This window comes from Meishania litoralis (assembly GCF_042611095.1).
Classification (GTDB): domain Bacteria; phylum Bacteroidota; class Bacteroidia; order Flavobacteriales; family Flavobacteriaceae; genus Meishania; species Meishania litoralis.
In genome coordinates, this window is record NZ_JBHFPV010000002.1 from 995,581 (window position 1) to 1,014,557 (window position 18,977).

Here is an 18,977-nt window from a genome sequence, read left to right on the forward strand (position 1 = left end):
TCTAACAATTAATATCATGCTAGGCCTAAAATTACCGACCGATCCGCGATGGGTGAATATCGTTGAAAAGAACATCGATGAAATATTGACCGATCATGCCTATTGCGAACAAAAAGCGGCCAGTACCGCTATATCATTGATTATCGGTTTTCCCGAATATACTGATTTGGTTGAGGAAATGGTTGCATTATCACGCGAGGAGATGGCACATTTTAAAATGGTACACGATCGAATAATAGCGCGTGGTAAGACATTGGGCCGCGATAGAAAAGATGAATATGTCATAAAATTGCATAATTTCTTTCCTAAAGGAGGAAGCCGAACGACCCAACTGGTGCATCGGCTATTGTACGCTGCTTTGATCGAAGCAAGAAGCTGCGAGCGCTTTAGGTTACTTTCGGAACAATTGGAAGATCAGGAGCTTGCGGAATTCTATCACAAATTGATGGTCAGCGAAGCAACACATTATACCATGTTCCTGTCATTTGCAAGACAGTACGGCAATCGAACCGAGGTGGATGAAAAATGGCAAAATCTTTTGGAATATGAAGCCCAGATTATGAAAGACCTAGGCAATAAAGAGGCAATCCACGGATAAATACATTCTATCGTATCATCTTGACGAACCTATTTAATCGATCATAAAATACACTTATGAATCAATTTCAGCTTGATTCAATTTGTGTTTGTAATATTCGTACAGTGCAAATTGCGATCTTACCTTGACCTTGTTGCTCTTACGATAAGCATTGTCGCGCTTCTCACCGAATACCCGCGCCTTAACATTATCTTTCCATGAGATCTCAAATGTATCGATAAGCTCCTGCTTGATATCAGGGTCGTAAATAGGGCAACCGACCTCTACGCGGTAATCCAAATTTCGGGTCATCCAATCGGCCGAAGATATATATACTTTAGGGTTGCCGGCATTACCGAAAATAAAAACCCGCGGGTGCTCAAGAAATTTATCGACGATACTGATAGCCTCTATGTTCTCGCTCATGCCCTCGACCCCGGGCACTAGACAACATATTCCGCGAACGATCAATTGAATTTTCACCCCTTTTCTACTGGCCTCATATAACTTATCGACCATTTTGTACGAAGTAAAACTGTTCATTTTTATCTTGATATAGGCTTCTTTGCCTTGCCGTGCGTTCAAAATCTCTTGGTCAATAAGTTTTCCAAAGGCCTTTGCCGTATAATGCGGCGAAACAATCAGGTGCTTATATTTTTTAATCTTGTAGGTAGTCTCGAAGAAATCGAAAACCTTGTTCAATTCTTTCAAGATAGACTCATGGGCGGTAAATAAGGTATAGTCTGTATAGATACGGGCGGTCGACTCGTTAAAATTTCCGGTACTGATAAAACCATACCTCTTTATCGCGCCAGCTTCTTCCCGCTCGATGACACAAATCTTGCTGTGCACTTTTAACCCCGGAACGCCAAATCTAAGATTTACCCCTTCGGCCTGTAGTTCTTCGGCATACTCTATATTGGCACGCTCATCGAAACGTGCCTGTAATTCTATTTGAACAGTTACCTGTTTTCCGTTTTTCACCGCATTAATGAGTGACGCCGCAACCTGCGAGTTATTGGCCAATCGGTATACGGTTATTTTTATGCTCCTGACCTTAGGATCCAGTGCAGCCTCACGTAGAAACTTGATCAAATACGAAAACGTATGATAGGGCGTATATTGCAAATAGTCTTTTTTTGCGATATGCTCAAAAAGGCTTCCTTCCAAGCTAAGGCCCTTAACTGGTAGCGGTGCGACTTTTTCGTACAATAAATCATGTCGCCCCAGGCTAGGAAAACCCATATAGTCACGTCTATTATGATAACGACCTCCGGGAATCACACTATCCGTCTCCTCAATGTTCATTTTATCCTTCAGGAACTTCAAGGTATCCTTGCCGATCTTTTTGTCATAAACAAAACGAACCGGAACACCTATTTTTCGGTGCTCGACACTCGAAGATATCTTTTCAATGAAACTTTTGCTCAAATCGTTGTCGATATCAAGCTCGGCATCTCGGGTAATCTTGATCATATGTGCCGAAATCGACTCATAATCGAACATGGTGAATATATTTCTCAAACAGTACCTTATGAGGTCATCAAGCACGATTATGTAGCTTTTATCGCCCTCTTTGGGCAGTACGACAAAACGGTCGATCCCCTTAGGAATTTCTATAAGGGCATATCTTTTTTCCTTTGACTCCGACCTTCCATTGCCGATAATGACCATTTTTACCGCAAGATAGGCGGCGGTATCCTTTAAGGTAGGAAATTGTGTCAACTCGTTCAAGATTATGGTCATGAGCTGCGGACTCACCTTTGTGACAAAATAATTCTTCACAAACTCGGCTTGGCTCTCGCTGAGCTCTGTTTCTCGAATAATAAAAATGTTCTGGTTTTCGAGTTCGTCTTCGATATTCTTTAATATATCAAGACTTTTTGTTTGCTGTTTAATGACAATTTCGGTTATTTCGTCCAACAAATCCTTTGCAACTTCACCGCCAAGAACACTTTTGCCCGACTTGCCTGCGTCTATAATTCTTTTGACCGTTGCGTAGCGCACCTTAAAAAACTCATCAAGATTATTTGAGAAAATACCCAAAAAACGAAGCCGCTCTATCAGCGGTACGTTCTTATCGGCACTCTCTTGAAGCACTCTTTCATTAAACCATAACCAACTGATCTCACGGTTTACATATTGATTTTTGGTTTTTATCATCCTCGTAACTGTTTTGGGAAAAGTGTTTGAACGGTGGTTCCCTTGCCGATATTCTTCCAATTTTCAATATCGAATTGCAATCTGACCAGTCCGCTCGTAGGAACGTTTTCAATATAGCTATTTCCCAATGAATTGGCAATGTGGGTAAAGGCATGGTTATGGCCGAAAATCATCACCGAATCAAGGGCATTATCCAAACCCTTTATAAAGCCCAGCACATCATCGCCTGAAAAATCATAGAGATGGTCGGTAATTTCCACCTTTGATAATGGCAAATGCAATTGATGAACAAAAATCATACATGTATGCAGTGCCCTGATCGCAGGGCTTGAAAATACCGCTTCTATTTCAATTTGCTCCTTTTTGGCAAATGAACTGACCAAAAGGCCGTCGTCAATTCCCCTTTCCAACAAGGGCCTATTTTTGTCACCTACCGAATATTCCCAGGATGACTTTCCATGTCTTACCAGTGTAACTTGTTTCATTTACCTATTATTTTAAGAGATGTACCATTAAGAGACTAGGGTGCCAATCGTTCGATTTTCCAATCGAAATCTTCTTTCAAACTGTAGCGAATACGGTCATGCAAACGGTTTGGGCGTCCCTGCCAGAATTCCATAGATACCGGCTTTACGATGTAGCCGCCCCAATTCTTAGGGCGATCGACCTCTTTTCCTTCAAGTGATTTTTCCAATTCAAGTAGTTTCTCCTCCAAAAATTCCCTTGAGGGTATCACTGTACTCTGTTCAGATACGATCGCCCCTAATTGACTTCCCTTGGGCCTTGATTCGAAATAACCATCTGAAAGGTTTTCCGCAATTTTTTCGGCTTTGCCTTTGATGATTATCTGACGCTCGTGATGCGACCAAAAAAATGACAGGCACACATTGGGGTTTTTCGCGATGGCCCTGCCCTTTTCACTTTCATAGTTGGTGTAGAAAATGAACCCTTCGTATGTATACTTTTTTAAGAGTACCACCCTACTTTTAGGAAAGCCATCTATTCCCATTGTCGCAATGGTCATGGCATTGGGTTCGTCAATACTGTCGGAAGCCTCCAACTCGAAAAACCACTTTTGAAAAAGCTCCATGGGATTATCGGAAATTGTCTGCTCCGACAAGGCGCTTTTTTCATACGATCTTCGATAACCACCTAAGTCTTTCTGCATGTTTGTACTAAAGAAATTGATATGTAAAGTTCAGTAAAAGTAGTGACAATTAGAAACGTATGGCGAACTTTAGTGAATCCTGCAATTTTTAAACAACACAATATCGAAATTGACTAAAATTCGAAGACTTTGCCGTCATCTGCTAGTTCGACATTTTTAAATATTGCCTCGGCCTCTTCACGAAAAAGGTCTATTGACTTATAGCGCGTCGAATAATGACCTAATACCAGTCGGCCGACCGCGGCCAACTTGGCTATCTTGGCGGCCTCCTTCGCTGTGGCATGCTTTGTTTTTATCGAGAGTTTTGAATCGGAATCAAGAAATGTCGATTCATGGTAGAGTACATCGACATGCTTTATAAGCGGAACAATTTCAGGATAATAGCCCGTATCACTACAAAAGGCGTAGCTTTTTGGTTTGGGCGGATCAAAACTTAATTCAGTATTGGGAATGGTTCGGCCATCTTCCAATTGTACATCTTTGCCTTTTTTGATATTTTGAAAATAGGCCTTGTTGATCTTATATTTGGCGACCGCCTCAACGTTCAACTTACGTTCCGCCGGTTTTTCCTTGAAAAAGAACCCATTCGTATATATGCGGTGATCCAGTGGAACCGTACTCACGGAAACCTTTTCATCTTCAAAAATCGATTGGGGTTCGGGCGATGTCAATTCATGAAATTTTAAAGGATAGTTGGTCCATGAATCGCCCAGTTTCAGAAGTAGGGAAATGGCCTCCTTTATTCCCTTGGGTCCATAAATGTGCAACTCTTTTTTTCTTCCCAACAAACGGAACGTTGAAATCAATCCCGGAAGTCCGAAAAAATGGTCCCCATGCAAATGCGAAATGAAAATATGGTTTATCCTTGAAAACTTGACCTTGTTCTTACGCAACTGCACCTGTGTTCCCTCACCACAGTCGATCAAGAACATATGATTACAGATTTCAAGGACTTGCGAAGTCGGGCTGGTCAACGTTCTGGGAGTGGCCGCATAGCAGCCCAAAATGGTAAGTTTCATCTATTTAAAAATTCTTATTTCATTGCAAATGAAGCAAATAAAAATTTTCTGCATAGATCAACCGCTGCGCTTTCGCACAAAAAATTTAATTATTTCGGTGGGTAAGCAAAAAATTAAATCTGTCTATGCCCATTTCACAATTCTAGATCCCTTTCTATCTCTTCCATTTCGATAATATCCCTTGCTTCTTGAATGGTAGGGACCACACATATTTCATCAGGAACCTCATCGTAAGAGACCTTTTCGGTGACAATGACAAATGATTTGTTTTTCGCTCGATGGGCGTTGGAAAGTTCTAAAAATTCAAGTACATCATCAGCCTTCAATTCTGAAAATGAAAACAGATTGATGATAAGATGGTCGTTCTTGATTTTGGAATATCCATCCTTCAAATTGACCAGAAACTTATCCAAAGCGATATTCTCTTGAAAAACAAGGGTAGTAGTACCGTCTGAATCGAAAATCATAGCGTATTATTTAATTTTTGATGCCAACAGATATATGACCGCCATACGTATGGCCACGCCGTTCTCCACTTGGTTCAAAATGATGGACTGTTTCGAATCGGCGACGTCACTGGTTATCTCGACACCCCTATTAATGGGCCCAGGGTGCATAATCACGATTTCCTTATCGAGACTGTCAAGCAGCATCTTGTTTACACCAAATTGCTGGGTATACTCGCGAGTGGTCGGAAAATAACTAATATCCAAGCGTTCGTTCTGAATACGCAACATATTCGCAACGTCGCACCAATTCAAGGCCTTTCTCAAATCTGTCTCTACTTCGACCCCTAAAGTTTCAATATGTTTGGGCAAAAGGGTTTTCGGGCCACAAACCTTTATATTGGCCCCTTGTAGCCTCAAGGCAAAAATGTTCGATAGGGCCACTCTTGAATGTAGAATGTCACCTACGATAACCACATTTTTTCCGGCGACATCACCAAACTTTTCACGAATGGAGAAGGAATCCAATAACGCCTGGGTCGGATGTTCGTGTGCGCCATCGCCGGCATTGATGATCGACGCCTTGACATTTTTAGATAAAAAGATTCCAGCACCGGGATTGGGGTGTCGCATTACGACCATATCGACTTTCATCGACAATATATTATTGACCGTATCGATCAAGGTCTCACCTTTTTTCACCGAAGACTGACTGGCTGAAAAATTTATGACATCAGCAGACAATCTTTTTTCAGCCAGCTCGAAAGAAAGTTTGGTTCGGGTGCTGTTCTCGAAAAATACATTGGCGATAGTGATATCGCGAAGTGATGGTACTTTCTTTATGGATCGGTTGATTACCTCTTTAAAATGGTCGGCGGTTTCAAAAATGAGCTGAATATCGTCTTCGTTGAGATACTTGATTCCAAGCAGATGGTTTACGCTCAGTTCGCTCATTTGCTAATTCTTTATCAAATAAATAATATCTTCCCCGTCATTCTCTTTCCACATAACCTTTACCTTTTCCTCGTTGATAGCATCTACCTGGCGACCTCGATAATTCGGCTGTATGGGCAAATGCCTGCTAAAACGCCTATCTATCAAGGTCAACAGCTCAATTTCAGCGGGCCTTCCGAAAGATTGTATCGCGGTCAAAGCCGCCCTAATGCTTCGACCGGTATACAAAACATCGTCGATCAAGACCACCCTTTTATCCTCAACCAAAAAGTCGATCTTGGTTTCAGTGGCCTCCAAGGTCTTGTCTCCCCTCCTAAAATCATCGCGATAAAAGGTTATGTCCAAGAAGCCGACATCTATTTTTTTAACGCCGTATTCGTTCTTTAAAATCTTGGTCAGTCTTTCAGCAACGTATGTTCCCCTCGGCTGAAGGCCAATAAGCACTGTATTCGAAAAATCAAGATGATTTTCAAGCAATTGACAGGCCAAACGGTGAAGGATGATGTTTATTTCTTTTGAGGAAAGCAGCACTTTTTGACTCATACCAAGGCCATCAACACTTTTGAAATACAAAAATAGGTATTTCTCGGCAAATACCGGACAGTGTTAATGCAAACAAAACATAAGGCCCCGCAAGTCGATCGACTTGCGGGGCCTTATACAATTTTGGCAAATGGAAACCTAAACTTACTTCTTTTTAGATTTTGCTTCCATTTTGTCTTTCAACGCCTGTAACTGCTCATTGGCGTCTCCTAAGGTAGGTTTAGCCTCCTCGGCACTGGCCGCCTGTCTTTGCGCGGCAGATTTCACATTGCGCCTTTCTTCTTCCCTAAAGATAGCGGTATGGCTGGCAACGACTCTTTTAAAGTCTTTGTTGAACTCAATAATCTTGAATTCGGCTTCTTCACCTTTGCCCAGTTTCTTGCCATCTTCTTTCTCTAAGTGACGTTGTGGTACAAATGCCGTAATGTCATCATTGAAATCAATGGTAGCTCCCTTATCGACTATCTCTGTAATCGCAGCCTTATGCACGGTATCCAAGGCAAATTCATTCTCATACTTGTCCCAAGGATTTTCCGTAGTCTGTTTGTGTCCCAAACTAAGCTTGCGACCTTCTACATCCAATTCAAGAACCTCTACTTCCAAAGTTTCACCTACCGCGGTAAACTCGGACGGATGTTTGATCTTTTTGGTCCAAGAGAGATCTGATATATATATCAGACCATCGATACCCTCTTCCAGCTCCACAAAGACCCCGAAATTGGTGAAATTGCGAACGATACCTTTATGTCGAGAACCGACAGGGTATTTAGTGGTTATATCTGTCCATGGGTCGGGTGTAAGTTGTTTGATACCCAACGACATTTTTCGGTCTTCTCGATCCAAGGTCAAAACAATCGCCTCGACCTCATCACCAACTTTTACGAAATCTTGAGCCGAACGTAAATGGGTCGACCAAGACATCTCAGAAACGTGAATAAGACCTTCAACACCTTCAACAACCTCGATGAAAGCACCATAATCTGCAATCACCACGACTTTTCCTTTGACTTTATCGCCAATTTTAATCTCATCGCTCAATGCCTCCCATGGATGCTTCTCTAATTGTTTCAATCCTAATTGGATACGTGATTTATTCTCGTCAAAATCCAAAATAACCACGTTGAGTTTTTGATCTAGTTCAACGACCTCGTTGGGGTGATTGATCCTGCTCCAAGAAAGATCCGTAATATGTACCAGACCATCTACGCCGCCCAAATCGATAAAGACACCATATGAAGTAATGTTCTTGACGACACCCTCCAAAACTTGTCCTTTTTCCAATTGGCTGATAATCTCTTTTTTCTGTTCTTCGATATCGGCCTCGATCAAGGCTTTGTGCGAAACGACCACATTCTTGAACTCGTGGTTTATCTTGACCACCTTGAATTCCATGGTCTTGTTCACATATTGATCATAATCTCGAATCGGCTTCACATCGATCTGCGAACCTGGCAAGAAGGCCTCGATGCCAAAAACATCGACGATCATACCTCCTTTAGTCCTGCACTTCACAAAACCGCTTACTACTTCTTCATTGTCATGGGCCGCATTTACACGATCCCAGGCCATGATTGTGCGGGCCTTTCTATGGGAAAGCACCAACTGGCCACTTTTATCTTCCCGAATGTCGATCAGCACTTCGACCTTGTCCCCAACTTTTAAATTAGGGTTGTAGCGAAATTCGTTCAGCGAAATTACACCTTCGGACTTTGCATTGATATCGATAATCGCTTCACGATCCGTAAGATACACCACTGTACCGGTCACTACCTCTTCATCGGCCGTATCGACAAAATTCTTTTCTACAAGGGTTTCGAATTCCTTTAATTTTGAATCCTCTACTTTTTCGATGCCCTGTTCGTACTTATCCCAATCAAAATTTTCAAGAAATTCTTTCGGATCTTGAACGGGAGTTTCCTCTTTAACCTCTTTTACTTCTTGTTGTGCCTCGACAGTTTCTTCTACCTCAGCCGTTGTTTTTTCTTCAGCCATTGCTGATCACTAGTTTGTATTCCTTGGAATTACAAGAGTTAAGCAAAACTCCTCGGAAGATATTATCAGTTTTTTCAGTCCCTTTTCCTCTTGTTACCCTGCAAAAAAGGAGTGCAAAAATACAATTTAAAAGTGGTTTTACCAATCTTTGAGTCAAGAGACCCAACTATTTAATTACTAATACCGGTTTTTTGGTCATAAATAGGTTAAATATTAGTATCTTGGGCCCATAAATATTAACCGTTTAAAATTATTATGATGAGTGTTAAAGAAAAATATCAACCCGTTCTAAATCTTGGTGAACAATTGGGAATAAAAGATGGCAATGTAACCGAGGAAAATGGGATATTAAAAATAAAGGGGCAGGCCGCTACCCAATATGAAAAGAATATTCTTTGGGACAAAATCAAGGAAATCGGTGGTGAGCACCCGTCAGATCTTAAGGCCAATATCACCGTTGCGGATGAATCGGTCTATCACAGGCACGTGGTCAAAAGTGGTGAATCGCTTAGTAAAATTGCGAAACACTACTATGGCGATCCCATGAAGTACAAACAGATTTTCGAGGCAAACACCAATATTTTGAAAAACCCGGATTTGATCCACCCTGATCAAATATTGGTCATTCCAAATTTGTAAAGAACGATTTCAAGAATACAAAAGGGGGTCAAACGACCCCCTTTTTTTTATTTTCTATTATACGCAAAGTATAATTATAAATTCGTTCGAACTGTTCTTTAAGCCCCATATCACTGTTGTCAAATGCGATGGCATCATCGGCTTTTTTTAAAGGGGAGAATTCGCGGGAAGAATCGATTTGGTCGCGATGTTGCACATTCTTCAAAACGTCGTCATAAGACACTTTTTGGCCTTTTTCGAGTAATTCCCTATAACGCCTGTATGCCCTTTTTTCTGGGGAGGCATCCATAAAAATTTTGAGTTCGGCGTCGGGAAATACGACCGTACCAATATCCCTACCGTCCATAACGATACCCTTTTCTTTTCCCATTTTCTTTTGCATATCGACAAGCATATGGCGCACTTCCTCAATTTCAGCAACCCTGCTCACATGCTTGGATACCTCTAAACCACGAATCTCATTTTCTACATTTTCATTGTTCAGGTACATTTCAGAAAACCCCAAGTCGTCATTATAGATGAACTTCAATCTTATTTTGGGCAATAATTGCACCAGTGCATGAATATTTTCATGTTTTCCACCGACCAGTCCATTACGAATAGCGAATAAAGTAACCGCGCGATACATGGCGCCGGTATCCACATAAATATAGCCCAAAGCCTTTGCCAATTGCTTGGCGATCGTACTTTTACCGGTAGACGAATAGCCGTCTATGGCTATAGTGATTTTCTCCATTGCTTAAAAGTAATGAGAAATAAACGATGTGCATGCCTTTTGACTATATCTTCGATGGCGAATCAAAGTTTTTTAGGATTTTTCACCTTGCTTTTCATCAAGGCGATATCGACAACCTCGTGCATATCGGTTACGTAGTGAAATTGAAGTCCTTTCAAATATTCTTGTTTGATTTCCAATATATCCTTTCGATTGTCTTTGCATAGTATGATTTCCTTGATGCGCGCCCTTTTGGCCGCCAATATTTTTTCTTTGATTCCGCCAACCGGCAAGACTTTACCGCGAAGCGTGATTTCTCCGGTCATGGCCAAACTTCTCTTCACCTTTCTTTGAGTAAACAAAGATACCAATGAGGTCAGCATCGTTATTCCCGCACTAGGGCCATCTTTTGGCGTCGCACCTTCCGGAACATGAATATGTACATTATAGTTGTCAAAGACATTAGGGTCGATTCCAAATCGGTCCGCATTCGATTTAATATACTCAAGGGCGATGGTGGCCGATTCTTTCATCACCTTCCCAAGATTTCCGGTAATGTTCAAGGTTCCTTTTCCTTTTGACAAGATCGATTCGATAAACAAAATGTCCCCACCTACACTTGTCCATGCCAAACCGGTTACTACCCCGGCAATGTTATTGTTTTCATATTTGTCACGTTCCAATCTCGCGGGACCTAAAATCTCAATAACGTCTTCATTGTTAATCTGGATATTATAATCCTCTTCCACAGCTATCGATTTGGCGGCATAGCGCACCATTTTGGCAATCTGTTTTTCAAGTCCGCGCACACCAGATTCGCGAGTATACCCCTCTACTATTTTTTCGAGCTGCCGCTTGCCTATTTTTAAATCTTTTGCAGTAAGCCCATGTTCTTTTAATTGTTTAGGCAATAAATGCCTTTTGGCAATCTCGACCTTTTCTTCAATAGTATAACCAGTTACATTGATAATCTCCATTCGGTCTCTCAAAGCAGGCTGAATATCAGAGATGTTGTTCGCGGTGGCAATGAACATCACCTTAGAGAGGTCATACCCCATTTCAAGAAAATTATCATGGAATTCACTGTTCTGTTCAGGATCCAACACCTCCAACATGGCCGATGAAGGGTCTCCTTGGTGGCTGTTCGACAGTTTGTCGATCTCATCAAGAATAAAGACCGGGTTCGAAGTGCCTGCCTTTTTTATGCTCTGTATAATTCGACCGGGCATGGCTCCAATATACGTTTTTCGATGCCCTCTGATCTCTGCTTCATCTCTCAACCCCCCTAACGACATTCTAACATATTCCCTGCCCAACGCTTCGGCGACCGATTTACCAAGTGAAGTCTTTCCAACCCCCGGAGGCCCATACAAACAGATTATCGGTGACTTCATATCGTTGCGAAGTTTCAAAACGGCCAGATATTCAATGATTCTTTTCTTGACATCTTCTAGGCCATAATGATCTCGGTCCAAAATCCTTTGGGCACGCTTTAAATCGAATTTATCGGTAGAATACTCGTTCCAAGGCAAATCCAAGATCAGATCCAAATAATTTCTTTGAATCGAATACTCGGCCACTTGCGGGTTCATTCGTTGAATTTTGGCCAATTCTTTTTCAAAATGCTCTTTGACTTTCTTGCCCCAATTCTTTTTTTTAGCCCTATCACGCATTTCCTCTATTTCCTCATCATAGGAAACACCTCCCAATTCTTCTTGAATGGTCTTCATTTGCTGATGAAGAAAATACTCACGTTGCTGCTGATCCAAATCGCTGCGAACCTTGGATTGGATATCGTTCTTCAGTTCCAATTTCTGAAGTTCTACGTTCATGTACTTCAAAGTGGCCAACGCCCGCTCTTGAAGATTGGGTATTTCGAGCAGCTCTTGCTTATCCTTGACATCTAAATTAAGGTTAGAGGATACAAAATTGATCAGGAATGAATTGCTCTGAATGTTCTTGATCGCAAAGGAAGCCTCGCTCGGAATATTCGGGTTGTCCCTTATAATCTTCAGGGCCAAGTCTTTTATCGATTCGATGATGGCCAAAAATTCCTTTCCGTTCTGGTCTGGCCGTATCTCTTTGGCTTCACGCACTGTCGCCGTCATATAGGGTTTTTGGGTCAATATTTCGGCAACCTCAAATCTCTTTTTACCCTGAATAATAACCGTAGTATTGCCATCAGGCATTTGCAATACCCGTAGTATCCGCGCCACCGTACCCAAGGTATTGATATCGTTTACCCCAGGATTTTCGGTTTCCTCGTCTTTCTGGGAAACAACACCAATAACTTTAGAACCGTTATTTGCGTCTTTGATTAAATTAATGGAAGTATCCCTCCCTGCGGTTATAGGTATGACCACTCCGGGAAAAAGTACCGTGTTGCGCAATGGCAAAATAGGTAGGGTTTCAGGAAGCTGCTCATTGTTCATGTGTTCTTCGTCCTCAGGTGTCAATAATGGAATCAAATCTGATTCCTCGTCAATGTTATGCAAGGACATATTGTCAAAATTCGAAAATTTGGAATCTCCCATAGTATATTTTTCGGTCATTCTGTCATTAAAACGTCTTTGACCTTACCGTTATTTTTTCATAAACCTGTGAAAAGCCCCATTTTCATTAAAAAGTCGCCTTTCACCTCTTCATTCTTCCATACTACAGGACAATTGTTATGCCAATCGGTCGTTGGCATAAAAAAACCCTTGGGAAGAAACCAAAGGGTCAGGACTTTTTTTGCCGGTGAAGCAACCTTCTACCTACTTTTGACTATTTTATTCGTAATCACCTCGCCATCATCCAAAACTAGATTGAGTATATATATACCAGGAGTAAAATTCCCAAGGTTTAATTTCATGTAGCCCGAATGGTCTTTTTCGAGAAACTCATCTATCAGCACCTGTTGCTGCATATTGGTCAATAAAACCCTAACCGACTTGCCCATAATGCTCTGAAGATTAACATTGGCCTCATCAAATGTAGGATTTGGATACACGCTTACCTTATCCAAAAAGCTTGTTTGGCCTTGAAATTCAACATGAAATTCTTCAAAACCTGCTGTTTTAGATGTACCGAACCTTTGGACCTCAAGTGTCAAAGTAGTTTTGCAGCCTTCTTCAGATTTAAGCGTATATACGCCTGAATGCGCTTGAGTGACATTTACAAATCCATAATTATCAGGTACTTCTCGACCATCGGGGGTAATAATCGTAAGTCCCACATCATTGGGCAACATACTGATCAACAGGTTACTACCTTCGTCTACCTGTATCACATTTTTCCCACTCTGCCATATTCCATCGATTCGATATTCTGGAATAATACTACCTACGGAACAATTTTCTAGGTCGCTAACAGCCAAATTTATTGTTTCAGTACAACCTTCAACACTTAAAATTGTATAGGTACCTTCCTGATCTTTAGTAACATTGCCCATCGCATAATCTCCAGCTACGACCGAGCCATCTGGCTTGATTATCGAAAAATCCATTGCATCGGGCAACATGCTAAGCACTATATCGGTTCCTTCATCAACCGTTAAATTATTTTCCCCACTAGACCAAGTACCATCCAATCTGTACTCAGGAATGACGCTATCTTCGGTACAATCGTCAACGACTGTTACATTTAGTGCCTTACTACATCCTTCGGCGGAAGTAAGTATATAGCTTCCTGCCTGTTCGGCAGAGAAATTGTTGATTTTATGGTTGTCTTTGACAACCCTGCCATCTGGAAGTGTAATCGAAAGCGCTACTCCATTGGGCAACATACTGAATATTATTTCAGACCCATCGTTGACCGCAATGGAAGCCTCGCCACTTAACCATTCTCCGTTTATTCTATATTCGGTAATCAACCTTTCATCACAATCTTGTAGACCGTCATTTACCGTAAGATTGATTTCAGAGGTACACCCACCCGCGGAAGTCAAGATATATTTGCCGTTATTCTCTGCCGTAACCGCCCCAAGATTGTATTCATCACCAACGATCTCGCCACTAGGCAAAGTAATTTGCAGGCCTACGCCATCCGGCAACATACTTAACACAACCTCGGAGCCTGATTGAACGGTAACATCTTTTTGGCCACTGAACCAAAGGCCATCGATTTGATATTGAGGGACCACGCTTCCTTCAGTACACCCTTCATTATTTGCTATAACCACAATTTCGAAATTTGAACTGCATCCGTCATCTTGAACAATGGTGTAAACCCCGTTATGATTTGGACCAACGGCTCCTAGGTCAAGTGGTCCTGAATTACTATTTCCCGCAGGGCCGGTTATGACGTATTCTTGTCCATTTTCCGACATCTTGACTTTTAACTGCGTACCTTGATCCAAGGTGATCTTTGTTTCGCCTGAAATCCAACTACCTCCGTTCAGGGAATATTCCATGGTAATTCTTGCATCCGAACAATCAAAATTTTGGGACCAAACCGCAAACCTGCTTGAAGCTATGTCTCCAGTGGTGCCGAAATTGCCTCCGACAAAGAGGTCATTATTGTTATTGCCAAAGGATATACTATTTATTTCATTGTCAGAACCAACATCCTTTGAAGGTCCCAATGCCTCAAAACCAGATGTTATGCTCCATCTTGCAATATTATTTACGACACTGTTCACATCTGTATTGTCAGATGCCGTTTCAAAATTACCAGCCAAATAAATATATGAGTCGTCCATCGCCAGGGCGTTCACGCTGCCACTCACACCATTGCCGATAGCCTCCCATGACCCGGTGGATATATTCCATCTAGCGAATCGATTAACGGTCTTGTTACCGGCCAGTACAAAATTTCCCCCTGCATATATATATCCGGAATGTGCCATAATCGCCTGCACAAACCCGCTGGTTCCCTCACCAAGGGTGCCCCAATTATTTCCGTTCCAGGTGGCAATTCGATTTGCGGTCTTCCCTCCGGCACTATCGAAGTTACCTCCAACAATAAGCATTCCATTTTCATCAAAGTCCATGGCCCTTATCTCATTATTGGTTCCTGGTTCTAATGTGCCGGAATCGGCAAGGGCTGCCCAGCCTTCATTCCACAAAGCAATATTGTGGACCGTTATCCCTCCTGCGGTCTCAAACGCGCCGCCCACATATACGTTGTCATCACTATCAATCTCGATCGTTGCCACAGGACCGTTGGTACCGGCATCAAGTGCGGACCAGTTTGACCCGTTCCAAACGGCAACATTGTTTGCCGGGATTCCACCGATACTTGTAAATTCTCCTCCAGCATAAACCGAGCCATCGGAAGCTACGGCCACAGAATTTACCTTTCCATTCGAACCACTTGACAAGGCCCTCCATCCATGGGTCTTATTATAAACCGCAATATTGTTCGCACTGATAGAACCTACGGTCGTAAAACTACCACCTACATAAATATCATCTCCAATTGAGAACACCGATTCGATATTCCCATTACTACCTCCTTCTACATCTTTCCAAGTACCGAAACCATCGATCAAATTAGTAACCGGACCAGTATTTTCATTTCCACCAATAATCCTAAAAAGTTTTGCAGAAGAGCCATATCCGCTAAAATACAACTCGCCCGACTCATCAAGACCAAAACTGGAAACATACTCACCACTGGTTCTGAACAACAATTTAGATGTTGCCTCACCACTGACTTCATTGTAATCAAGCGCCCAAACCCTACCAGATACGTAATCGGCATAAATATATTTGCCCAGTATATTCTGATTATTACTTGAACCCCTATATACATAGCCTCCCGTTATTGAGACGTCACCATTACCATGGCCGTAAGTATAAATCGGCCTGATGTCAGGACTGGTGATCAGGTCGGTCGAGGTATTGTAATTAGCATTGGCCTCATATCTGTTCCAGCCGTAGTTGCCTCCCTTTTTAATTAGATTGATTTCTTCATATTCACCCTGACCTACATCGGCTCCCCACAATCTGTTGGTCTGGGCATCAAAAGAGAACTTCCAGGTATTCCTGATGCCCCAGGCATAAAGTTCATCCATACCTGCCTGACCTACCAATGGATTGTCGCTAGGTATTTCATAGTTGCCATTTGGTAAATCAGGATTGGATTCCAAAGGATTGCTGCCATCCACATCTATATCTATTCGCAAAATACTTCCGAACGGATTTTGGAGGTTTTGTGCATTTTTATTGGGGTCCCCGCCTCCGCCCCCATCACCAAATGACGCATACAGATAACCATCTGGACCAAACCCAATTTTACCACCATTGTGATTCGAATGGTTTTGGTTTTTATCAAAACTGAAAATTTCCAATCTACTGGAAGCATCAACCTTATTACTATCCGAAGAACTCACGGTATACCTTGCAACAACAATTTCAACGCCCACATTGGGTACACTACTATTTCTGGTATAGTAGACATACAAGTAACCATTTTGACTATAGTTAGGATGAAATGCCAACCCTAAGAGCCCTATTTCTTGACCTGAAGAGAAACTGACCTCATTGGTCAAATCTAAAAAAATGTGCTGCTGGGATGTGTCTGAATCGTTTTGAAAGACTTTGATGCGACCCGATTGTTCGACAACAAAAAGTCTGTTGCTCGAATCATTGGCGTTTTGAATCTCTACAGGAAATTCAAAACTAAGATTAGGGAATGCTTGTTCATAAGTAACCGCCTCTTGGGCGCTTACCGTAGAAAACAAAACACTAAAAAACAGGCACAAGTAGGTAATTTTCTTCATAAATTCTTGGGGCTAAATTTATTCAAGACAATGGGTAAAACCCGATTAAACACATATTTATTACGTTGAATTACCCAAAAAAGTTTATTACCTTATTCTTATTATTAATTTTTTCGATGAAAGTATCTAAATATTAACATTTGTTGATGGAAAAACAAAATGAATAATTACAATGTTAGGTTCGAATAATTGAACCCTGTAAACAATTTTGTACCGCTAACGATTCCAGAGAATTCATGAAATCTTATAATAAATCAACCAAATTCATCAAAAAAGTATTCTTAACAATGTCAATTTTTGCAATATAATTATTGATTCCATGTTAGATAGATACAAACTTAGGGGAGATTAGATATTTTTAAACTGAAGATAATTCAAAACTTATGAATGAAAAACCCAAAATTAGTGTACTAGTACCTGTTTACAACGTGGATCTATATCTCAAGAAGTTTTTAAATTCTCTTGTCAATCAAACATTAGAAGCAATTGAAATCATAATAGTCAATGATGCCTCACCTGATTCTAGTGATATGATTATTTCCGAATTTTTGAGTGACCCAAGAATAAAATATATAAACAAGGAAGTCAATGAAGGTCTAGGTCGTGCTCGTCAATCGGCATATCTTGTTGCAACGGGTGAGTATATAATTAATTTAGACCCCGATGATTACATAGATTCTGACTTTTTGGAGGTCTTATATTCATTTGGTCAAACAAATAGTTTAGATATTGTTTTGGGTAATGTTCAAATTGTAGATGAAGAGGATAATCCAATAGGTTCATCAGCATTAAGCACGTTGAAAATTCCCAATGTTTTGTTAAATGACTCAGAATATAAGATTCTATTGAGAACACCGTACGCTACTTGGTTTAAGCTGTTGAAAAAAGATATTCTTGACAAGTACGAGTATTCTTATCCATTAGGTGAGTTAGCAGTATTCATCATGCAGTTCTATGATGAAATTAGAGTTGGCATAAATCCAAAAGTACATTACTACTATAGGAAACATAGTAACTCAATGTCAAACTATAATAAAAGTGCTAAAAGGATAAATGAATCAGAGGGTTATAATTGGGATGGTATTCAATCTAAAATAAAAAACCTCAAAAAATTACCGATAAAATCAGGTTTGCGGAGACAAATTCTGAATATATACTTATTCAGGGTCTTTTATTCATTGACAATGATTTCTTGGCTGCACTCACTACCAGATAAAAGCAATAGGAAAAAAATTGCAAAAGAATTTAAAAATGAGTTGGGATTTAATTTTACCAGTTTTTTAAAATATGTTTGGTACTTCAAACCTAAAGAGAAAATCTTCCTTTTTCTATGTTTAATAGGTTTTGATAATGTCGTCCTGACCTTTTTAAAGAAAAAAAAGAAATGACTTTTTCATAATAGATTTATTTAAATTTAAGCCCTGAATATTTGAACTTAGTTTGCCAACTGGCAAACTCATTTAAATTTATCAGTTTTCTTAAGACATTCGCAAAAACGTACCAAAATCATATCAATTCACTATATGTGTACTTATCGGATGTATTTGATTTAGTTGTGAAAAATTTACTCGTGTCCTGAAGAATATAGAAAAAAAACACAATGAATTGTAAAAACTCATTTCTTTAATACCACGGTTTTAAAAACACTTCCATACAAACTCTGAATCATCAAATAATATATTCCTTCCGAACTATTTCCAAGATTAACTTCCTCTATCAATTCGTGGTTCGAAAAGAATTTCCTTGTCCAGACAATTTGCTGTGCCGAATTATAAATTATACAATTCACTTCTATCCCTTCTAAGTTTTGCAAATCTAGATACATTGTTCCGGTGGTAGGATTTGGTGAAATCGAAATACCAATATTGGGACTATTTTTATTTTCTTGACCTTGGAATATTGTGTAAGAATTCAGTATAGATTTCCCTTCTTGAGAAGTTTTATTACTACTTCCAGCCATCTTACTCACCACCAGGTTGTCGTAGAGCGAGCTCCCAGGGGCCGTGCTGCCGTAGTTCGGATAGAGCCAAATATCAAGCGCGGAAATGCCTGAGG

The 18,977-nt window shown here is 40.7% G+C and carries 15 protein-coding genes; 3 read left to right on the forward strand and 12 right to left on the reverse strand.

The genetic code is table 11. From position 1 onward, the window contains the following. The first annotated feature begins 16 nt into the window (after positions 1–16). On the forward strand, positions 17–598 hold the full coding sequence (gene miaE, locus ACEZ3G_RS13600) for a tRNA-(ms[2]io[6]A)-hydroxylase (protein ID WP_432426039.1): 582 nt from the start codon (positions 17–19) through the stop codon (positions 596–598). Positions 599–652: 54 nt separating this feature from the next. Here the strand turns inward: miaE and ppk1 are convergent, their stop codons facing one another. From ppk1 to rpsA, 8 genes are all read right to left on the reverse strand, one after another. Then, positions 653–2,740 (reverse strand): polyphosphate kinase 1, encoded by a 2,088-nt coding sequence (gene ppk1, locus ACEZ3G_RS13605; protein WP_432426040.1) that lies wholly within the window; start codon positions 2,738–2,740, stop codon positions 653–655. Beyond that, positions 2,737–3,225: a SixA phosphatase family protein gene (locus ACEZ3G_RS13610; RefSeq protein WP_432426041.1), complete on the reverse strand. Its 489-nt coding sequence runs from the start codon at positions 3,223–3,225 to the stop codon at positions 2,737–2,739. Before ACEZ3G_RS13610 ends, ppk1 begins: the two co-directional genes overlap by 4 nt. Positions 3,226–3,260: 35 nt before the next feature. Continuing rightward, positions 3,261–3,908 carry a pyridoxamine 5'-phosphate oxidase gene (pdxH, locus tag ACEZ3G_RS13615; protein WP_432426042.1) on the reverse strand — a complete coding sequence of 216 codons (648 nt, stop codon included), beginning with the start codon at positions 3,906–3,908 and terminating at the stop codon, positions 3,261–3,263. Between the two features lie 113 nt (positions 3,909–4,021). Next, the gene (locus ACEZ3G_RS13620) at positions 4,022–4,927 is read right to left on the reverse strand and encodes a ribonuclease Z (protein ID WP_432426043.1); all 906 of its coding nucleotides are present in this window, start codon (positions 4,925–4,927) and stop codon (positions 4,022–4,024) included. 134 nt (positions 4,928–5,061) lie between these two features. Beyond that, entirely contained in the window at positions 5,062–5,394 is a 333-nt protein-coding gene (locus ACEZ3G_RS13625; RefSeq protein WP_432426044.1) for a ribonuclease Z, read from the reverse strand. Between the two features lie 6 nt (positions 5,395–5,400). Further along, entirely contained in the window at positions 5,401–6,327 is a 927-nt protein-coding gene (locus tag ACEZ3G_RS13630) for an aspartate carbamoyltransferase catalytic subunit (protein ID WP_432426045.1), read from the reverse strand. 3 nt (positions 6,328–6,330) lie between these two features. Continuing rightward, the gene (gene pyrR, locus ACEZ3G_RS13635) at positions 6,331–6,870 is read right to left on the reverse strand and encodes a bifunctional pyr operon transcriptional regulator/uracil phosphoribosyltransferase PyrR (RefSeq protein ID WP_432426076.1); all 540 of its coding nucleotides are present in this window, start codon (positions 6,868–6,870) and stop codon (positions 6,331–6,333) included. Between the two features lie 144 nt (positions 6,871–7,014). After that, the gene (rpsA, locus tag ACEZ3G_RS13640) at positions 7,015–8,862 is read right to left on the reverse strand and encodes a 30S ribosomal protein S1 (protein WP_432426046.1); all 1,848 of its coding nucleotides are present in this window, start codon (positions 8,860–8,862) and stop codon (positions 7,015–7,017) included. A 258-nt stretch (positions 8,863–9,120) separates the two neighbouring features. Here rpsA and ACEZ3G_RS13645 point away from each other — a divergent pair, with 258 nt between their 5' ends. Then, complete coding sequence (locus ACEZ3G_RS13645) at positions 9,121–9,501, forward strand: LysM peptidoglycan-binding domain-containing protein (protein ID WP_432426077.1); 381 nt, start codon at positions 9,121–9,123, stop codon at positions 9,499–9,501. Between the two features lie 28 nt (positions 9,502–9,529). On the opposite strand, the gene cmk is transcribed toward ACEZ3G_RS13645, so the two are convergent. From cmk to ACEZ3G_RS13660, 3 genes are all read right to left on the reverse strand, one after another. Continuing rightward, positions 9,530–10,237, reverse strand: coding sequence for a (d)CMP kinase (gene cmk, locus ACEZ3G_RS13650; protein WP_432426047.1), 708 nt, complete (start codon positions 10,235–10,237; stop codon positions 9,530–9,532). Between the two features lie 62 nt (positions 10,238–10,299). Next, the gene (gene lon / locus ACEZ3G_RS13655) at positions 10,300–12,750 is read right to left on the reverse strand and encodes an endopeptidase La (RefSeq protein WP_432426048.1); all 2,451 of its coding nucleotides are present in this window, start codon (positions 12,748–12,750) and stop codon (positions 10,300–10,302) included. 218 nt (positions 12,751–12,968) lie between these two features. After that, positions 12,969–16,922 carry a PQQ-dependent sugar dehydrogenase gene (locus ACEZ3G_RS13660; RefSeq protein WP_432426049.1) on the reverse strand — a complete coding sequence of 1,318 codons (3,954 nt, stop codon included), beginning with the start codon at positions 16,920–16,922 and terminating at the stop codon, positions 12,969–12,971. 383 nt (positions 16,923–17,305) lie between these two features. Between ACEZ3G_RS13660 and ACEZ3G_RS13665 the strand changes: the two genes are divergently transcribed. Continuing rightward, a complete protein-coding gene (locus ACEZ3G_RS13665; RefSeq protein ID WP_432426050.1) occupies positions 17,306–18,310 on the forward strand; it encodes a glycosyltransferase family 2 protein in 1,005 nt (334 codons plus the stop codon). A 227-nt stretch (positions 18,311–18,537) separates the two neighbouring features. Here the strand turns inward: ACEZ3G_RS13665 and ACEZ3G_RS13670 are convergent. Continuing rightward, positions 18,538–18,977 (reverse strand): T9SS type A sorting domain-containing protein (locus tag ACEZ3G_RS13670; protein ID WP_432426051.1); only part of this gene is annotated, 440 nt, incomplete at its 5' end.